Genomic DNA, 17,430 nt, shown 5'->3' on the forward strand with positions numbered 1-17,430 from the left:
CTCGCCCGCCGCTTGCATCAGGTTTGCCCGGACTGGGAGCCGATGCCTGCTGTTGCGCTGTTGTTGTTTAGGGCTCAGGGTCATCACACGGCGAACCGCAAGGCTCTACACTTCGCGGTTCGCTGCTTTACCTGCCTTCTCAGAAAGGCTACCCATGATGCGCTTCCGCTTTCCCATCGTGATCATCGACGAGGACTTCCGCTCGGAAAACGCCTCGGGCCTCGGTATTCGGGCTCTCGCCGAAGCGATCGAGAAAGAGGGCTTCGAGGTGCTGGGCGTTACGAGCTACGGCAACCTGTCGCAGTTCGCACAGCAGCAAAGCCGCGCCAGCGCCTTCATTCTGTCGATCGACGACGAGGAGTTCGGCGCCGGCTCGAAGGAGGAAGTCGACGCGGCGCTGAAGAACCTGCGCGCCTTCGTCGGCGAGATCCGCTTCAAGAACGCCGAGATCCCGATCTACCTGTACGGCGAGACGCGCACGTCCGAGCACATCCCCAACGACGTGCTGAAAGAGCTGCACGGCTTCATCCACATGTTCGAGGACACGCCGGAGTTCGTCGCGCGCCACATCATCCGTGAAGCGCGCAGCTACCTCGATTCCCTGGCGCCGCCGTTCTTCCGGGCGCTGGTTCACTACGCGCAGGACGGCTCGTACTCTTGGCACTGCCCGGGGCACTCCGGCGGCGTGGCCTTCCTGAAGAGCCCGATCGGCCAAATGTTTCACCAGTTCTTCGGCGAGAACATGCTGCGCGCCGACGTGTGCAACGCGGTCGAAGAACTCGGCCAGCTGCTCGACCACACCGGCCCGGTCGCGGCTTCGGAGCGCAACGCGGCACGCATCTTCAACGCCGACCACTGCTTTTTCGTCACCAACGGCACGTCCACGTCCAACAAGATGGTGTGGCACCACACGGTGGCACCGGGCGACGTGGTGGTGGTCGACCGCAACTGCCACAAGTCCAACCTGCACGCCATCATCATGACGGGCGCAGTGCCGGTGTTCCTGACTCCCACGCGCAATCACTACGGCATCATCGGCCCGATCCCGCAAAGCGAGTTCTCCCGCGAAGCGATCGAGAAGAAGATCGCCGCGAACCCGTTGCTGCAGGGCGTGGACCCGAAGAAGGTCAAGCCGCGCATCCTGACGCTGACGCAGAGCACCTACGACGGCGTGCTCTACAACACCGAGACCATCAAGTCGATGCTGGACGGCTACATCGACACGCTGCATTTCGACGAGGCCTGGCTGCCGCACGCGGCATTCCACCCGTACTACAACGGCATGCACGCAATGGGCAAGGGCAAGGCCAAGGCGCGCGAATCGCTGGTGTTCTCGACGCAGTCGACGCACAAGCTGCTGGCGGGCCTGAGCCAGGCGTCGCAGATCCTGGTGCAGGACTCGCAGAATCGCAGGCTCGACCGGCACCTCTTCAACGAGGCCTACCTGATGCACACCTCGACGTCGCCGCAGTACGCGATCATCGCGTCGTGCGACGTCGCCGCAGCGATGATGGAGGCGCCCGGCGGCACCGCGCTGGTGGAAGAAAGCATCGCCGAGGCGCTGGACTTCCGCCGCGCGATGCGCAAGGTCGAAAAAGAGTTCGGCAAGGACTGGTGGTTCAAGGTCTGGGGGCCGGAAAAGCTGGCAGCCGCCGGGATCGGCGAGCGCGACGACTGGATCATCAAGGGCGACGCCAAATGGCACGGCTTCGGCAAGCTGGCCGAAGGCTTCAACATGCTGGACCCGATCAAGTCCACCGTCGTGACGCCGGGCCTGGACCTCAACGGCAAGTTCGCCAAGACCGGCATCCCGGCCAGCATCGTCACCAAGTACCTGGCGGAGCATGGCGTGGTGGTCGAAAAGACCGGCCTGTACTCGTTCTTCATCATGTTCACCATCGGCATCACCAAGGGCCGCTGGAACACGCTGCTGACGGCGCTGCAGCAGTTCAAGGACGACTACGACAAGAACCAGCCGATGTGGCGCATCCTGCCGGAATTCTGCGCGCAGCACCCGCGCTACGAGGGCATGGGCCTGCGCGACCTGTGCCAGAGCATTCACGAGATGTACGCGAAGGGCGACATCGCCCGGCTGACGACCGACATGTACTTGTCCGACCTGCAGCCGGCGATGAAGCCGAGCGATGCCTATGCACGCATCGCCCACCGCGAGACCGACCGGGTCGAGATCGACCTGCTCGAGGGCCGGGTGACCACTTCGCTGTTGACGCCGTACCCGCCGGGCATCCCGTTGCTGATTCCCGGCGAGCGCTTCAACAAGAAGATCGTCGACTACCTGCGCTTCGCGCGCGAGTTCAACCGCAAGTTCCCGGGCTTCGACACCGACGTGCACGGGCTGGTGCAGGAGGTCGACGAGGCCGGCAACGCGACGTACTTCGTCGATTGCGTGCGTCAGACTTGAGACGGCGGCGGGTGCTGCCCGCCACGCAATCGGAAGGACGACCGATGGACGCCAGCCCATCGGTCGTTCGTCATGCGGGCCGCATAGCCTATGCGACGTGCGAGATCATGACCCCCGGTGCCGGAGGCGCCCCCGGTTCGTTGGCCAGCCGCGGGATGTTGGCGCCCGGGTCGCGGCGCACGGCGACACCGACCGAGATCATGTCGACCACCAGCAGATGCAGGATGCGCGAGATCATCGAGATGAAGGTCGAGCTGTCCTCGCCATGATCCACCGAGATGCACACCGTGGCTTTCCGTGCCAGCGGCGATTTGCTCGACGTGACGGCGATGACGGCGGCGCCTCGGTCGTGCGCGAGCGTGGCGGCCCGCACCAGCTCGGGTGACTGGCCCGAGCTGGAAATGAACACCGCCACGTCCTGCGGTCCGAGCAACTCGGCCGCCATGGTCTGCATCGACGCATCGGTGTGCGCGACCGACGGGATCCGGAAGCGGAACAGTTTGTGCTGCGCATCCAGCGCCACCACCGACGAGTTGCCCATCGCGTAGAACTCCACGCGCTTGGCTTCGCGCAGGATCTCGATCGCGCGGTCCACGGCATCGACGTTGAGCGATTCCCGGAACTGCACGATGGCCGAGATGGTGTTGTCGAGCACCTTGGCGCACAGGTCGGGCGTGGCGTCCTGCCGGCGCACCTGCGTGCGCTGCACCGGGATGTTGCCGGTCAGCCCCGACGCCAGCTTGAGCTTGAAGTCGGCCAGGCCCTGAAAACCCAGCGAGCGGCAGAAGCGGATCACCGTCGGCTGGCTCACTTCGGCCATCTGCGCGATCACGGCGATCGCGTCGTTCAGCACGGTGCGCGGGTTCTCCAGCACGAAGTCGGCCACGCGGCGCTCGGCCGGCGACAGGCTGTTGCGGGCGTTGCGAACGCGCTCCATCAACGGGTTGCCGCCCTCGTGCGCCGGCACGTGCTCGGCCAGCAGCAGCGACACGCCGTGGAAGGTGGGGTTCTCGGCCGTCAGCACGTAGGTCGGGATGCGCGACACGTAGCCTGAAAAACGGCCCTTGGCCTCGAAGCGCTCCCGGAAGCCCGAGGCGAGAAAGAGGCTCGACAGCCGCGGCACGATGCCGCCGCCGATGTAGATGCCGCCGGTGGCCCCGAGCGTCAGCGCGAGGTTGGATGCCACGGTGCCCAGCATGTTGCAGAAGCACTCCACGGCCTCGACGCACCACGGGCACAGCTTCTGGATCGCACGCTGCACGATATCGGCCGTCGGCAGATGGGGCGGCGCGTCGGTCCGGCCCTCGGTCAGCGCCTGGTAGACGATCTCCAGCCCGGGGCCGGAGACGAGGCGTTCGGCCGAAACGTGCGGCAAGGATTTCCACGCATAGGTCAGCACCTTCAGCTCGCGCTCGTCGACCGGCGAGAAGCTGACATGGCCGCCTTCGGTGGCCAGCGTGGTCCAGCGGTCGCCGGTGGGCACCAGGCCCGACACGCCCAGGCCGGTGCCGGGGCCGAGCAGTCCGATCACGCCGTTGGCCTGGGCTTCGCCGCCGCCGACCTGCTCGCGCCCCTCGGGGCCGACGCGGGGCAGCGACATCGCCAGCGCGGTGAAGTTGTTGACCACCAGCAGCGTTGCCACGCCCAGCTGCTTCTGCGCGTTCTCGATCGAGAAGGCCCAATCGCGGTTGGTCATGCGCACCCAGTCGCCCTCGATCGGGTTGGCGATGGCCACCGCTGCGTGCTTCGGGCGCAGCCCGGGCAACGAGTCGAGGTAGGCCTGCATCACCGCGATGAAGCCGGGGTAGTCGGCGCATGGCAGCACCGCGACATGGTCGAAGCGGCCCGGTACCTGCTCGAGGCAGAAACGGGCGTAGGTGGCGCCGATGTCGGCCAGCAGGCGCGGCTCGGGGTAAGGGGAAGTGAAGCTGCCCATCTCAGGCTCCGCCGGGACGCTGGGCAGCGAACTGGAGGTGGCGGATACGGACGAACTCGACAGATGCAGTACGGGCATGGAAAGTGCTCCAGCCGCACACTGTAACCAAGTTCCAGGTCCACTCCATCGTCGACTTCACGATCGGTTCACCTTGTCGCGGCAGCAGCGCGCTCCAGCAACACCACGCGCTGTGCCTGCAGCTTCACGCGGCCGCCTTCGACGACCGCTTCGCGGCCGCTGTAGGCGTCTCGCAGCGTCTCGCCGTCGCGAAACACCTTACCGACGGGCAGCTGCACATCGCCGCTCGCGCCGAGCGCGACAACGACGCGATCGCCGGTGAGCGCATCGACGCGGCTGAAGACATAAGGTGCTTCGCCCAGGCGTTCATGCACGCCGCGTGCCACCGCCACGTGGCGTGAGCGGAACGACCCCAGCTTGCGCCAGTGCTCGAGCAGCGCGGCGTCCGGGCTCGACCAGTTCATGTCGGAACGGGTGGCCTGCTGCGGGTCGCTGCGCGGCACCGGCCCGGGCGGCCGCGCCGTCTCGTCGCCGTAGTAGATCTGCACGCCGCCCGGCGTCAGCATCAACGCCGTGCCGGCTTCGAACAGGCGTTTGCGGTCGAACAGCTCGGTGTCATGCGAGGAGATGTAGGCGAGGTTGCTGAAACCGGGCCGCCCGGCATAGACACGCGAATAGGCAGCGAACAGCGGCTCGGGCTGGCCGAACTGCCGGCCGCGCTGCTGAAAGTCGAAGTCGAGCAAGGCGTCGAAGCCGGCGTCGTGCAGCGGCCCGCGCACGGGCCCGTGGCCCCAGTATTCGCCGACCATCCAGAACGGTGCGTCGTCGATCTTTTTCGTCGGGTGCCTGGCCTTCCATTCGGCGAGTGCCTTGACCGCCTCCTGCTTCAACTGGGCCCATGCCTGCGGCTCGACATGCTTGACGGTGTCTGCACGGAAGCCGTCGATGCCGTATTCGCGCACCCAGTCGGTGAGCCATGCGACCAGGTAGCCGCGCACGGTGGTGTCGGGCAGGTCGACCGCGCGGGTGTCCGGCTTGTCGCGCAGGAACCTGGGCAGCTTCACGAAGGCCGTGCTCTCGGTACGGAAGTCGGGCAGATAGGCGAGCTGCATCGTGCGGTCGTCGCGGCCGCCGTCGATGTAGCCGGGCAGCCCCGCGCGCACCCAGTCGCGGCCCCACCAGTCGCCGAAGTTGAAGTTGTTGTAGTCGATGTAGCCGTGATAGTCGCGCAGGCTTGCCTTCTCGGCACCCGGCCACAGCACCTTGAGGTTCAGGTCCTTCGCGGTCTGGATGTCGAGGTAGCCCGGGTGGTTCATCACCACGTCGAACAGCACGCGGATGCCCTGCGCGTGGGCGGTGTCGACCATCTCGCGCAGTTCCTCGGGCGTGCCCATGTTCTTGTCGAGCACGGTGTAGTCCAACGCGTAGTAGCCGTGGTAGGAGTAGTGCTTGAACGCCTTGTCGCCGCCGACCACCCAACCATGGATCTGTTCGTAGGGGGCCGTGATCCACAGCGCATTGACGCCGAGCTGCTTGAACCAGCCTTCCTTGAGCTTCAGCGTCAGGCCCTTGAGGTCGCCGCCATGAAAAGTGCCGATCTCCTTCTCGCCATCCTTCTGCCGGCCGTACGCGAAGTCGTTGGCGGGATTGCCGTTGTGGAAGCGGTCGGTGATGACGAAATAGACGATGGGGTTGTCGGCGAAGCTGCCGCTCGCGGCGGGCGGGCCGGCGGGCACCGCTGCAGCGGCTGGCTGGGCAACGGGCGCCGATGCCGGCGGAGCGCTCGAACAGGCGGCGAGGAGGGCGGCGACGAGCAGCGGCAGGGCTGCATGCCGGCGGGTCGGGGCGGGCTGGTTCATCCGGATCTGCACGGTTCGGTGGATGCGGCCGGGGCGTATGCGCGGCCGCGTCAACGGCGCGCACCGGGCGCGCCGTCACGGGGGCAAGGACTACTTGCAGGGCTTTTCTTCGCGTGCCTTCTTGGCGTCCGCCAGCGAGGTGTAGATCTTGCGGTCCCCGTTGTTGACCCAGATCTCCTTCGTGGCATTGCCGTCGAAGGCCATGTCGCGGCCGCCCTGGTCCTTGGTGTCGCCCTTGTGGATGATGTAGTTGACACGGCCCTTGATGTAATCGTCGAGTCGGGTGTGCCAGTACACGCCGAAGTCGTCCTGGCCGGCAGGCATCATCGGCTTCTGCCATTCGACGCCGGGCAGCGGCACGCCGCCGTCCTTCCACAGGTGCAGGCCCCAGCCGTCGTAGTTGCTGTCGCAGCGGTTGTAGTGGATCGTCGCCGATCCGGCCGGCGGTGCGGAAGATTGCGCCAGCGCAACACCGGACGCGCCGATGCACAGCAGCGCGGCGACGAGGGTGCGGGGGTGGCTTGCACGGGTCAGCATGGTCAGTCTCCTCTTTCGGGGTGCGGTTGGGGAACCTCGGGTATGGGGGGAAGGGCGGCGCCTCATCCTTTCAAGCCACCGGCAGTGAGGCCGGAGACCATCCACTTCTGGGCCAGGATGAACACGGCGGTGATCGGCAGGCCGGAGAGAATGGCCGCGGCCGCGAAGTCGCCCCACAGGTAGCGCTGCTCGTAGAGGAACAGGCGTGAGCCCACTGCCAGCGTGAGCTGGCGCTCCTGGTTGAGCAGCACCGAGGCGACCGGGTATTCGATGATGGCGCCGATGAAGGCCAGCAGGAACACGACCAGCAGGATGGGCACCGCCATCGGCAGCAGCACCAGGTAGAACGCCTGCCACGGCGATGCGCCGTCGACCTTGGCGGCCTCCTCGATCTCGGCCGGGATGGTGTCGAAATAGCCCTTGATGGTCCACACGTGCATGCCGATGCCGCCGGCATACGCCAGCAGCAAAGAGGCGTGGCTGTCGATGCCGAACATCGGAAACACGTTGCCGACGCGGTCGAAGATCGCGTAGATGGCCACCAGCGCCAGCACTGCCGGGAACATCTGGATCAGCATCAGCGCCGACAGCGCTTCCGACTTGCCGCGAAAGCGCATGCGTGCGAAGGCATAGGCAGCGGTGGTCGACAGCAGCAGGATCATCACTGCCGTCATCGTCGCCACCTTGACCGAATTCCACAGCCACAGCAGCACCGGGAAGGGCGGCTCGACGATGCGCCCGTCCGGCCCTTCATAAGAAAAGCCGAGCGCCAGCTTCCAGTGCTCCAGGCTGATCTGGTCCGGGATCAGGCTGCCGGCCGCGAAGTTGCCGGGCCGCAACGAGATCGACAGGATCATCAGGAACGGGAAGATGACCACGCACACCAGCGCGATCAGGAAGGCGTGCGCGGCGACGACGCGCCAGCGGTGGGACTTGTCGAGAACGATGGCCATGTGTTTGCTCCGCAGCCCGCCGCTTCAGCGAGCCTCTTCCTTGGTGACGCGCGCGGCGCGCAGGTTGATCCAGGACAGCAGCGCCACCATCGCGAAGACCACCGTCGAGATGGCGGCGGCCAGGCCGAAGTTCTGCCCCGAGTCCTCGAACGCGATGCGGTAGGTGTAGGACACCAGGATGTCGGTCGTGCCGGCCGGCACGCTGGTGTCGAGGAAGTCCGGCCGTCCGTTGGTCAGCAGGCTGATCAGCACGAAGTTGTTGAAGTTGAACGCGAAGGCGGCGATCAGCAGCGGCGTCAGCGGCTTGAGTACCAGCGGCATCGTGATGCGGAAGAAGTTCGTCAACGGCCCGGCTCCGGCCACCGCGGATGCCTCGTACAAGTCCGAGGGAATCGCCTTGATGAGCCCCATGCAGACGACCATCATGTACGGATAGCCGAGCCAGGTGTTGACGATCAGGATCATCGCCTTCGCCAGGAAGGGATCGGAGAACCATGCCGGCTTGACGCCGAACAGCGCGTCGAGGATCAGATTGATCTCGCCGAAGTTGTTGTTGAACAGCCCCTTGAACACCAGGATCGAGATGAAGCCCGGCACGGCGTACGGCAGGAACAGCAGCGTCTGATAGACGTTTTTGTAACGCAGCGCTTCCCAGCTCATCAGCACGGCCAGCAGCATGCCCAGCGAGGCCGCGAACACCACCGTGAGCCCGGCGAAGACGACGGTCCACGCGAAGATGCGCAGGAAGGGCTGGCGAAAGGCCTCGTCGGTGAACACGCGCTTGAAGTGGCCCAGCCCGATGTTGATCTGGAAGCCTGGCGGCACCGCCTCGCCGCCGGGGCGCTCGTAGAAGCCCGTCTCGAAATTCGGCGTCAACACCTCGCCGGTCTGCTGGTTGACGAGACGCTTGCGGTCGTCCTGCTGGTAGAGCTTTTGCACCGGGCCGAACTGTCGCAGGCCGGTCATGCGCACGCTGGCGCCATCCGGCAACTCGATGGTCAAGGTCTTCAGCGCAGGCTGCAGGCGAATGAGCTCGCGAAGCTGCACCGGCTCGCCGGGCGTGTCTTCGCCGGTGGATACCGCTCGGGCTTCGACGGTCCGGGCGGCGGGCTTGCCGAGGTCGAGCACGGGCGTTGCGTACACACGCTCGCCTTCGGATTCCTGCAGTCGTGCGCGGTAGTCGTTACCGTCGGCCAGGAGCGTGAATGCGTAGCTGCTGCCCTCGGCCTGGTAGGTCTCGTCGAGGAAGTAGGCCGTGGCGCGCTCGAACTTCAGCAAGTTGCGAGTGCTGTAGTTGGTGAAGCCGATCGAGACGGTGTAGAGGATCGGGAAGACGACGAAGATGACTACGCCGGCCACGCCGGGGAACAGATAGCGCCACGCATACACCCTGGGTGACGTGTAGACCCAGCCGGCCAGCGCGAGCACGAGCAGGATGGTGCCGGCGAGCAGCCATTCGCCGGCCGCATACACCACGGTCACGAAGTACAAGGACACCAGGACCAGCGCCACACCGGCTGCCGGGCCCAGCCAGCGCTGGATGCCTGAGGAATGGTTCATGTCGGTCGAAGATGAGGTCGGGCCGGCGTCGCCCGCCGGCCTGCAGCCTGTCAACGCTACGCTCGCGTGCTGCACGCGCAGGGTTGACAAGCCTCGGGGTGGCGGCGGCCCGGCCGTGTTGCCGGGCCGCCGCGCTCAAGCAGCGGTCACCCGTCTGCCGATCACTTCGCGGTGATGCGCTTCGCCGCCGCGTCCAAGGCTTCCTTCGGGCTCTGGCGGCCTTCGGTCAGGTTCTGCAGCGCCGACTGCATCGACGACCAGAAGCGCCCCATCTCCGGGTTGTTCGGCATCGGCGCACCGTCCTGCGCGCTGGCCATCGTGGCCTGGATGTTCGGGTCGCTCTTCAGCTCGGCGAAGAAGGCCTTGCTGGCCGGCGTGCCCAGCGGCACGTCGTCGTTGATGGCCTTCAGGCCCTTGACGGTGAGCATGTGGTTCTCGATGAACTCGACCGCGATGTCGCGGTTCGGAGTCGCCTTGGTGACCATCGCACCCAGCACACCGACGAAGGGAGCCGCCTTCTTGCCGGCGACGGTCGGAATCTTCGCGACGCCGAAGTTGATCTTCGACTTCTTCAGGTTGTCCCAGGACCAGGGGCCGTTGATCATCATCGCGATCTTGCCTTGGTTGACGCCGGCCTCCATGTCGGCATAGCCCGCCCCCTTGGGCATCACGCCGTCCTTGACCATCTTGGCCAGCAGCTCGGCGCCTTTCAGCGCACCGGCATTGTTGACGCCGGTGTCGGCCGGGTCGTAGGTGCCGTCGGCCTTCAGCTTGAAGGCATAGCCGCCGTTCGCCGCCAGCAGCGGCCAAGTGAAGTAAGTGTTGTTGTAGTCCCAGAGGATGGCCTTCTTGCCCTGTGCGGACAACTTCTTGTCCAGCGCGATGACTTCATCAAAGGTTTTCGGAGGCGTGGGGACCAGGTCCTTGTTGTAGATCAGCGAGACGGCCTCGATCGACATCGGGTAGCCCCAGGTGCGGCCTCCGACGTTGAACGCCTTCCAGGCCAGCGGGTCGATGTCCGCCTGCACCTGCTTGCCGGGGGTGACCGGCTGCAGCAGGCCGCCGGCGATCCACTCGCCGATGCGGTCGTGCGGCCAGATCCAGATGTCGGGGCCCTTGCCGGCGGCGGCAGCCTGCTGGAACTTGTTCGGCGCGTCCTCGGGATGCTCCACGATCACCTGCACGCCGGTGGCCTTGGTGAACTCTTCACCGACCTTGGCCAGGCCGTTGTAGCCCTTGTCGCCATTGATCCAGATCAGCAGCTTGCCGGGTTCGGCGGCCGCGGCGGTACCCGCGTAGCCCGCCGATACCGCCAGCGCGGCGGCGGCGGCCAACAGCTTGATGCGTTGACGTTGGTTGCTCATGACGTTTGCTCCTTTGGTATTCGCCTCGTCGGCGCTTGTCTGCAAGTCGGATCGACTCGGTGGGGAAAAGCAGTTCATTTCGTGCGCGGCAAGGCGTCGCCCCGCTCGTCGAACAGGAAGCAGCGCTGCGGCTGCAGGCCCAGATGGGCGATGTCGCCGGTGGCCAGCGGGATCTCCGGAGCGGCCCGCACGACCACCGGCGCCTGGGCGCCTGCCACTTCGACGTACAGGTAGGTCGCATCACCCAGGTGCTCGGCCACCTGCACCGTGCCGCGCAGTTCATTGGTGCTGCGCGCGGTACCGGCCTGGATGTGCTCGGGCCGCGCGCCGAGCGTCACCCTGGCGCCGGCGGGCAGGGCGGTTGCATCGACGGCGACGGCGACCTCGCTATCGTCGGCCAGCTTCACGCGCGCCTCCTGTGGGGTCGCCGCCAGCAGTGCACCGGGGATGAAGTTCATCTTCGGCGAGCCGATGAAGCCGGCAACGAACAGGTTGGCCGGTTGGTGATACAGCTCCATCGGCGAGCCCACCTGTTCGATGCGACCGGCATTGAACACGACGATGCGGTGGGCCAGCGTCATCGCCTCGACCTGGTCGTGGGTGACGTAGACCATCGTCGTTTTCAGCTCGCGGTGCAGCCGGGCCAGCTCGACACGCATCTGCACGCGCAGCGACGCATCGAGGTTGGACAACGGCTCGTCGAACAGGAACACGCCCGGCTTGCGCACGATCGCGCGGCCGATCGCGACACGCTGGCGCTGCCCGCCCGACAAGGCCTTGGGCTTGCGGTCCAGCAGGTGCTCGATCTGCAGGATCTGCGCGGCACGCTGTACCGCGGCCTGCTGCTCTTCTTTCTTGAAGCCGGCCAACCGCAGCCCGAAAGCCATGTTCTCGGCCACCGTCATGTGAGGGTAGAGCGCATAGCTCTGGAACACCATCGCGATGCCGCGCCTGGCCGGCGGCACATCATTGACTTTCTGGCCGCCGATGTAGAGCTCACCGCTGGTGATCTCCTCCAGGCCGGCAATGCAGCGCAGCATGGTCGACTTGCCGCAGCCGGACGGGCCGACGAACACCACGAACTCGCCGTCCAGGATCTCGAGGTCGATGCCGTGCAGCGTCTGCACGTCGCCGTAGGACTTGCGCAAGGCCTTCAGTTGCAGGTTAGCCATGGAATGAGCGGTGTCAGTGGCGGGGAGGGGCGGTCACGGCGCCGAAGTAGGCGCCGTGCGCCGGCAATCTGAAATTCGTGCCATCCCGCATGCCGGTCTGGGCTTCGCTGAAGCCGTGCCCGGCGAGCGGCGTGCTGGCAGGGGCGCCTGCGATCTTCACGGCGGCCGGCCTGGCACCCAGGTTGAACACGGCCAGCACGCTGTCGCCGCCGCCCTCGGGCGTGCGCAGCAGCGCGAGGACAGGCTCCTTGGCGTCGAGGAAGCGAATGCGGCCGCCCACCAGTGCCGGCCGTGTCTTGCGCCACGCGAGGAAGCGCCGCATGAAATGCAGCATCGAGTCGGGTGTCGCCTCGTTCACGTCCACCGCGCGGGCGGCGTGTTCGCATGGCACGGGCAACCACGGCAGCACGTCCGCGTTGCCGCTGAAGCCTGCATGCGGCATGTGCTCGGCCCATGGCATCGGCGTGCGGCAGCCGTCGCGGCCCTTGAACTCGGGCCAGAAGGCGATGCCGTACGGGTCCTGCAGCTTCTCGAACGGAATCTCGGCCTCGGGCAGCGCCAGCTCGTCGCCCTGGTACCAGCACGAGCTGCCGCGCAGCGACAGCAGCATCGCCAGCGCCATCTTGCTGTAGGCCGGCGTGGCGTCCGGACCGCCCCAGCGTGTCAGCACGCGTTGCACGTCGTGATTGCCGATCGACCAGCAGGGCCAGCCGCCTTGCATGTGCTCTTCCAGTTCCTCGACCTGAGAGCGGATGTATTCGGCCGTGTTCTCGGCCGTCAACAGGTTGAAGCTGTAGGCCATGTGCAGCTTGTTGTCGCCGGCGGTGTAGGCGGCCATCGTCAGCAGCGCTTCGTCGTCACCGACTTCACCGAGGCTGGCTGCACCGTACTCGTCGAGCAGCGTGCGGATCTTCTCGAGGAAGGGCAGGTTCTCGGCCTGCGTCTTGTCGTACAGATGGCGCTGCATGCCGTACGGGTTGGTGTCCTGCACGCTCTTGTTGTCACGACGGGTGGCCGGCGGGTTGTCGCGCAGCCGGGTGTCGTGGAAGTGGAAGTTGCACGCGTCGAAACGGAAGCCGTCGACCCCGCGCTCCAGCCAGAAGCGGATGTCCGCCAGGATCTGCTGCTGCACCTCGGGGCAGTGGAAGTTCAGATCGGGCTGGCTTGCCAGGAAGTTGTGCAGGTAGTACTGGCGGCGGCGCGCATCCCATTGCCAGGCCGAACCGCCGAACACGCTGAGCCAGTTGGTCGGCGGCGAGCCGTCCGGCTTCGGTTCGGCCCAGACGTACCAGTCGGCACGCGGGTTGTCGCGGCTCGCGCTGCTTTCCTTGAACCAGACATGCTGGTCGGAGGTATGCGACAACACCTGGTCGATCACCACCTTCAGGCCGAACCCGTGCGCGCGCTCGACGAGGCGGTCGAAGTCGGCCAGCGTGCCGAACATCGGGTCGACGTCGCGGTAGTCGGCGATGTCGTAGCCGAAGTCCTTCATCGGTGAACGGAAGAAGGGCGAGACCCAGATGGCATCGACACCGAGGCTGGCCACATACGGCAGCTTCTCGATGATGCCGGGCAGGTCGCCGATGCCGTCGCCATTGCTGTCGGCGAAGCTGCGCGGATAGATCTGATAGATGACACCGCCGCGCCACCAGGCGCCGGCTGCAGGGGAAACAGGTTTGGACATATCAGGACGTGAATAAGTAGGCTCGAACCCAGAGCGGTGCGCAGCTCGGTGGAGCTGGGCGCACGGCACTGGGCTCGGCCCCGCACCAACAGTGAACGGGGCCGGGCGCAGCAAGGCGCGCAATGCCCGCCAAGGGCACGCGCTACTTCAGCCGATCACCACCAGGCTTCGACTTGGATGCCGAAGCTCATGCCGTCGTTGTCCTCGCCGAAGGTGCCGCCAGTGCCGGCGTCGCCGGCAGCGTCGTTCCACTTGGCGTAGGTGGCGAAGGCGCGGAACACCGGGCGAGCCCAGAAGCCACGCGACAGCGCCAGTTGCGGCGCGAAGGTCAGCTTGGTCAGCTTGGCCGTGTCGCCGTCGCCGGTCCTGGTGCGGTCGTGGCCAAACTCGACCGCCAGGCTGAAGTTGTCGCTGAAGTTGTACTGGGGACGCACGCCGAAGGTGATCCAACGCTGCTTGTCGCCGTCGTCCGGCTTGATCTCCTGGACGCCGATGGTGCCCAGGCCCGACCAGTTCGAGCCCTCGGGAGCGATGAACAGCTGGTCGACGATGCGCCAATCCTTGCCCTTGGCACCGTCATTCGCGTCGCGGTAGGTGGGTACCCAGTTGCCGCCGAAGCCCGCGTCCTTGCCCGTCATGAAAGCCAGCTTGTTGAAGCCGCCGAGGATGCCGGTTTGCATGTGCTGGACGAACAGCGCGTAACCGTTGCCTTCGTTGTTGCCCGACGGGCTGCTGCCGCGCAGGTACACCAACTCGGTCTCCAGCTTGCCGTTCGGGTTCACCGGGATGTCGTAGACGCGGAACGAGAAGCGCTGCGTATTCAGGCCGTTGAAGGAATCCGACGCGAGCGTGTCGTCACCCTTGCTGTGATAGGCGGCTGCGAACTTGACCGATGAGCCGAAGGCGATGTCCTCGATGCCGCCGCCCAGGCCGCTGTTGTTCCAGTAGTAGTAGTCGTTGATGTGGACGTCGTGGCGGTTGTAGTAGCGCTTGCCGATCCAGATCTTCGCGTTCTCGAAGGCGCCCTCCCCGAAGAAACCGCCGGCCTCGAAGTAGTGCTGGCGGCTGGCGATATCGAAGTCGTCGTCCTTGGAGCTTTCGAAGTCGGACGCCGCGTTGTCCTCGATCAGCGCAAGCATCAGGTTGTACTTGGCCCATGCACCATCCGATTTGCCGAACGGCAGCGCGAACGCGACTTCACCGTACGTCTCGCATTCGTTGCCAAGGCGGTACTTCGCCGGTGCGATGCCGAAGCACGCCTGCTTGCCGCCCTCACTCGTGACGCCTGTACCTGTGCGTACGTAACCATGGAACTCCAGGCCCTGCGCCTGAACTGACGCGCCCGCAAAGGCGCCGGCCGCCGCAGCGGCGACCGCCAGCAGCTTGAACTTTCCTCTCATCGGGATACTCCTCAAAGGTTTTTGCTTGGGGGGATGCCGTCGTCCGGCCCGCTGCATACGGGCGCGGACTCCAGCGGTTGGGGAATCGGTCGGGGCGCTGCGCGCCCGCAAGAAAGCGGTGCTGCTCGAGCCGGCACGGCGAGCTGCAAAAAAAGGGCGACGCCCCGAAGGGCGCCGCGAACTCGCTCTCTTGAGATGACGGGGAGACGACCCGGCGCTCATCGCCTGCCCCGGCGCACGTGCACCCCGGACCGTAGGCCGTATGACGGCCGGTCGGGCAGGGCAGCGCGAAACACGAAAAAGCGGGCATATAGACTGGCGGTCCAAGGTCCGGAAGACTACACAGATGTCTGTAGTTTTCTAACGGACGCAACTTTAGTAATGAAACTACCGTCGGTGAACGCGGGTAAACCCGAGAACCAACGCGCTGCCAAGCGAGAACGAAGCTACGAATGTAGTCAAAACACTGGACAGCGTAGTGACGGGTCACTAATATGGTTTTGTAGTTTGCCTACAGCGTGACGGGTCATGCGCTGCATCAGCGTTGCCCGTGGGCGCGGGGGCGCTTCGTCTCGACGGAAGGGCTCGGACAGCGGTATGCCGGGCCGCCGACTTCGAAGAAACAGCGATCACGACAACTCGATGCAAGCAAAGACATACCCCCGCCTGGTGGGAGACATCGGCGGGACCAACGCCCGGTTTGCCTGGTTGGAGGCGCCGGGTGCGCCGCTCGACTCGGTGGCGACCTATCGCTGCTCGGAGCACGCCACGCTGCTCGATGCAATGCAGTGCTACCTCGCCGATCACGGCAAGCCGCTGCCGCGCTGGTGCGCCATCGGCATCGCCAACCCTGTGGTGGGCGATCAGGTCAAAATGACCAATCACCACTGGTCGTTCTCGATCAGCGAGGTGCAGCGCCGCCTCGGGATGGGTCGCTTTCTGGTCATCAACGATTTCACCGCACTGGCGCTGGCGCTGCCGGCACTTGCGCCGTCCGATCTGCGTCAGGTCGGCGGCGGGAAGGCGGCGCTCAATGCGCCGCTCGGCCTGCTCGGGCCAGGGACCGGGTTGGGGGTGTCCGGCTTGCTCCCGGCGGTGGCGGGGCACGGCGCCATTCCGATCAATGGCGAAGGCGGACACACGACGCTGGCGGCGATGGATGACGATGAAGAGGCCGTGATTCGCGTGCTGCGTTTGCGCTTCGGGCACGCGTCGGCCGAGCGTGCGGTGTCGGGGATCGGCCTGTTGAATCTGCATGCCGCGGTGTGCGAGGTGGCCGGCTTGCCGGTGCCATCGGCAGGTGCCGCCGACATCACCGCCGCTGCGTTGGCGGGCACTGACGAGTCTTGTGCCAGGACGCTCGACTTCTTCTGCAGCTTCCTCGGCAACGTCGCGGGCAATCTCGCGTTGACGCTCGGCGCCCGGGGCGGCATGTACATTGGCGGCGGCATCGTGCCGAAGCTTGGCGACTGGTTCGAGCGCTCGAAGTTTCGGCAGCGGTTCGAGGAGAAGGGGCGCTTCCGCACCTACCTCGAAGCCATCCCGACGTATGTGGTGCAGGCCGGCACGCCGCCGGCGCTGACCGGCGCCGCGCGCGCACTCGAAGAGCTTTGATCAACCCAAAAGAGGAGCAAGCAGATGATTCGTCGTATCGGGCCTGCGGCAGCCGCTGCCGTCATCGCATGGTCGGGTGGTTTTGCGGCCGCGCCTGCGCAGGCAGGGGTCATGGACTTTCTGTTCGGCGGTTCGTCCTCGGCGCAGAGTGAGGCGTCCAGGCCTTCGCCCAAGCGGCGCGAGTGGGTCATCCGTGAATTCACCGCAGTGCGCCTCGACGCACAGGAGCCTGGGGCGGCGCCAAACGCCCATCCCGCCACCGTGAGCCCGGACTGGGTCAAGCAGGTGCTGGGCACCATCATGATCGGCGTCAACAACCGCGAAGAGCGCCTGTTCGACGCGGACGAGGCGTCCGAACTGGCGGGGCCGATCTCTCAGGCGCTGTCGATCGCTCGCCCGCAGGACGACCTGCTGTTGCTGAGCACGTCGAAGCGCGACGCCGGCATCCTCGGCACCCCTTATGGCGTGACGGCGCGGTTGTTCGTGCAGGGCGGGGCTCTGCACGTCGTGGTGCATGACACACGGCTGGATTTCGTTCACGCCTATCGCGGTTCACGCATCCTGCCGGACTTCGTCTTCGGCTCGCGCGACAAGCCGAGCAAGGCGGTGCTGAAGGCCTCGGCCGGCACCCAGACGCGTCCGGACTGGGTGGCATTCCGGCTCGATGCGCCGGCCGCCCCGCTGGCGGCCGCGGCGCCTGCGCCGGTTGCGGCCCCCGTGGTGCAGCGCGCTCCCGCGCCTGCAGCTGCACCCGCGCCCGCCGCCGGAGCCCGCGACGCCCGCTTCTTCGAGGAGCAGGAGCAGCGGCTGCGCACGCTGAAGCGGTTGCGCGACCAGGAACTGATCACCGAAGACGAGTACCAGCAGAAGCGGCGCGAGATCCTGCAGACGCTTTGACTGGCCGGCCAACG

12 protein-coding genes are annotated in these 17,430 nt (G+C 66.1%); 3 read left to right on the forward strand and 9 right to left on the reverse strand.

All coding sequences use genetic code 11. The annotated features are described in order from the left end of the window. The first annotated feature begins 154 nt into the window (after nt 1-154). Complete coding sequence (locus M8A51_RS10995) at nt 155-2,422, forward strand: arginine/lysine/ornithine decarboxylase (protein WP_251778314.1); 2,268 nt, start codon at nt 155-157, stop codon at nt 2,420-2,422. An 88-nt stretch (nt 2,423-2,510) separates the two neighbouring features. Here M8A51_RS10995 and M8A51_RS11000 read toward each other — a convergent pair whose 3' ends face one another. The 9 genes from M8A51_RS11000 to M8A51_RS11040 form a co-directional block, all read right to left on the reverse strand. Then, nucleotides 2,511-4,436 (reverse strand): glucokinase, encoded by a 1,926-nt coding sequence (locus tag M8A51_RS11000; protein ID WP_251778316.1) that lies wholly within the window; start codon nt 4,434-4,436, stop codon nt 2,511-2,513. Nucleotides 4,437-4,504: 68 nt separating this feature from the next. After that, a complete protein-coding gene (locus M8A51_RS11005; RefSeq protein ID WP_251778318.1) occupies nt 4,505-6,235 on the reverse strand; it encodes an alpha-amylase family glycosyl hydrolase in 1,731 nt (576 codons plus the stop codon). Nucleotides 6,236-6,325: 90 nt separating this feature from the next. Beyond that, nucleotides 6,326-6,772 carry a pullulanase-associated domain-containing protein gene (locus tag M8A51_RS11010; RefSeq protein WP_251778320.1) on the reverse strand — a complete coding sequence of 149 codons (447 nt, stop codon included), beginning with the start codon at nt 6,770-6,772 and terminating at the stop codon, nt 6,326-6,328. A gap of 62 nt (nt 6,773-6,834) precedes the next feature. Then, entirely contained in the window at nt 6,835-7,725 is an 891-nt protein-coding gene (malG, locus tag M8A51_RS11015) for a maltose ABC transporter permease MalG (protein ID WP_251778321.1), read from the reverse strand. A 24-nt stretch (nt 7,726-7,749) separates the two neighbouring features. Continuing rightward, nucleotides 7,750-9,285: a maltose ABC transporter permease MalF gene (gene malF / locus M8A51_RS11020; RefSeq protein WP_251778323.1), complete on the reverse strand. Its 1,536-nt coding sequence runs from the start codon at nt 9,283-9,285 to the stop codon at nt 7,750-7,752. A 161-nt stretch (nt 9,286-9,446) separates the two neighbouring features. Next, nucleotides 9,447-10,649: a maltose/maltodextrin ABC transporter substrate-binding protein MalE gene (gene malE / locus M8A51_RS11025; protein WP_251778325.1), complete on the reverse strand. Its 1,203-nt coding sequence runs from the start codon at nt 10,647-10,649 to the stop codon at nt 9,447-9,449. Between the two features lie 74 nt (nt 10,650-10,723). Then, nucleotides 10,724-11,821, reverse strand: a complete 1,098-nt coding sequence (locus M8A51_RS11030; protein WP_251778327.1) for an ABC transporter ATP-binding protein — start codon at nt 11,819-11,821, stop codon at nt 10,724-10,726. A 13-nt stretch (nt 11,822-11,834) separates the two neighbouring features. Next, nucleotides 11,835-13,505 carry an alpha-amylase family glycosyl hydrolase gene (locus M8A51_RS11035; RefSeq protein WP_251778329.1) on the reverse strand — a complete coding sequence of 557 codons (1,671 nt, stop codon included), beginning with the start codon at nt 13,503-13,505 and terminating at the stop codon, nt 11,835-11,837. 155 nt (nt 13,506-13,660) lie between these two features. After that, on the reverse strand, nt 13,661-14,905 hold the full coding sequence (locus M8A51_RS11040) for a maltoporin (RefSeq protein ID WP_251778331.1): 1,245 nt from the start codon (nt 14,903-14,905) through the stop codon (nt 13,661-13,663). Nucleotides 14,906-15,547: 642 nt separating this feature from the next. On the opposite strand from M8A51_RS11040, the gene M8A51_RS11045 reads away from it, so the two are divergent. Together M8A51_RS11045 and M8A51_RS11050 are read left to right on the forward strand one after the other, a co-directional pair. Continuing rightward, nucleotides 15,548-16,519, forward strand: coding sequence for a glucokinase (locus M8A51_RS11045; RefSeq protein ID WP_251778333.1), 972 nt, complete (start codon nt 15,548-15,550; stop codon nt 16,517-16,519). Nucleotides 16,520-16,543: 24 nt separating this feature from the next. Beyond that, a complete protein-coding gene (locus tag M8A51_RS11050; RefSeq protein ID WP_251778335.1) occupies nt 16,544-17,416 on the forward strand; it encodes an SHOCT domain-containing protein in 873 nt (290 codons plus the stop codon). The last annotated feature ends 14 nt before the right edge of the window (nt 17,417-17,430 follow it).

The sequence above is a fragment of the Caldimonas mangrovi genome (genome assembly GCF_023721835.1).
Lineage (GTDB): Bacteria > Pseudomonadota > Gammaproteobacteria > Burkholderiales > Burkholderiaceae_C > Caldimonas > Caldimonas mangrovi.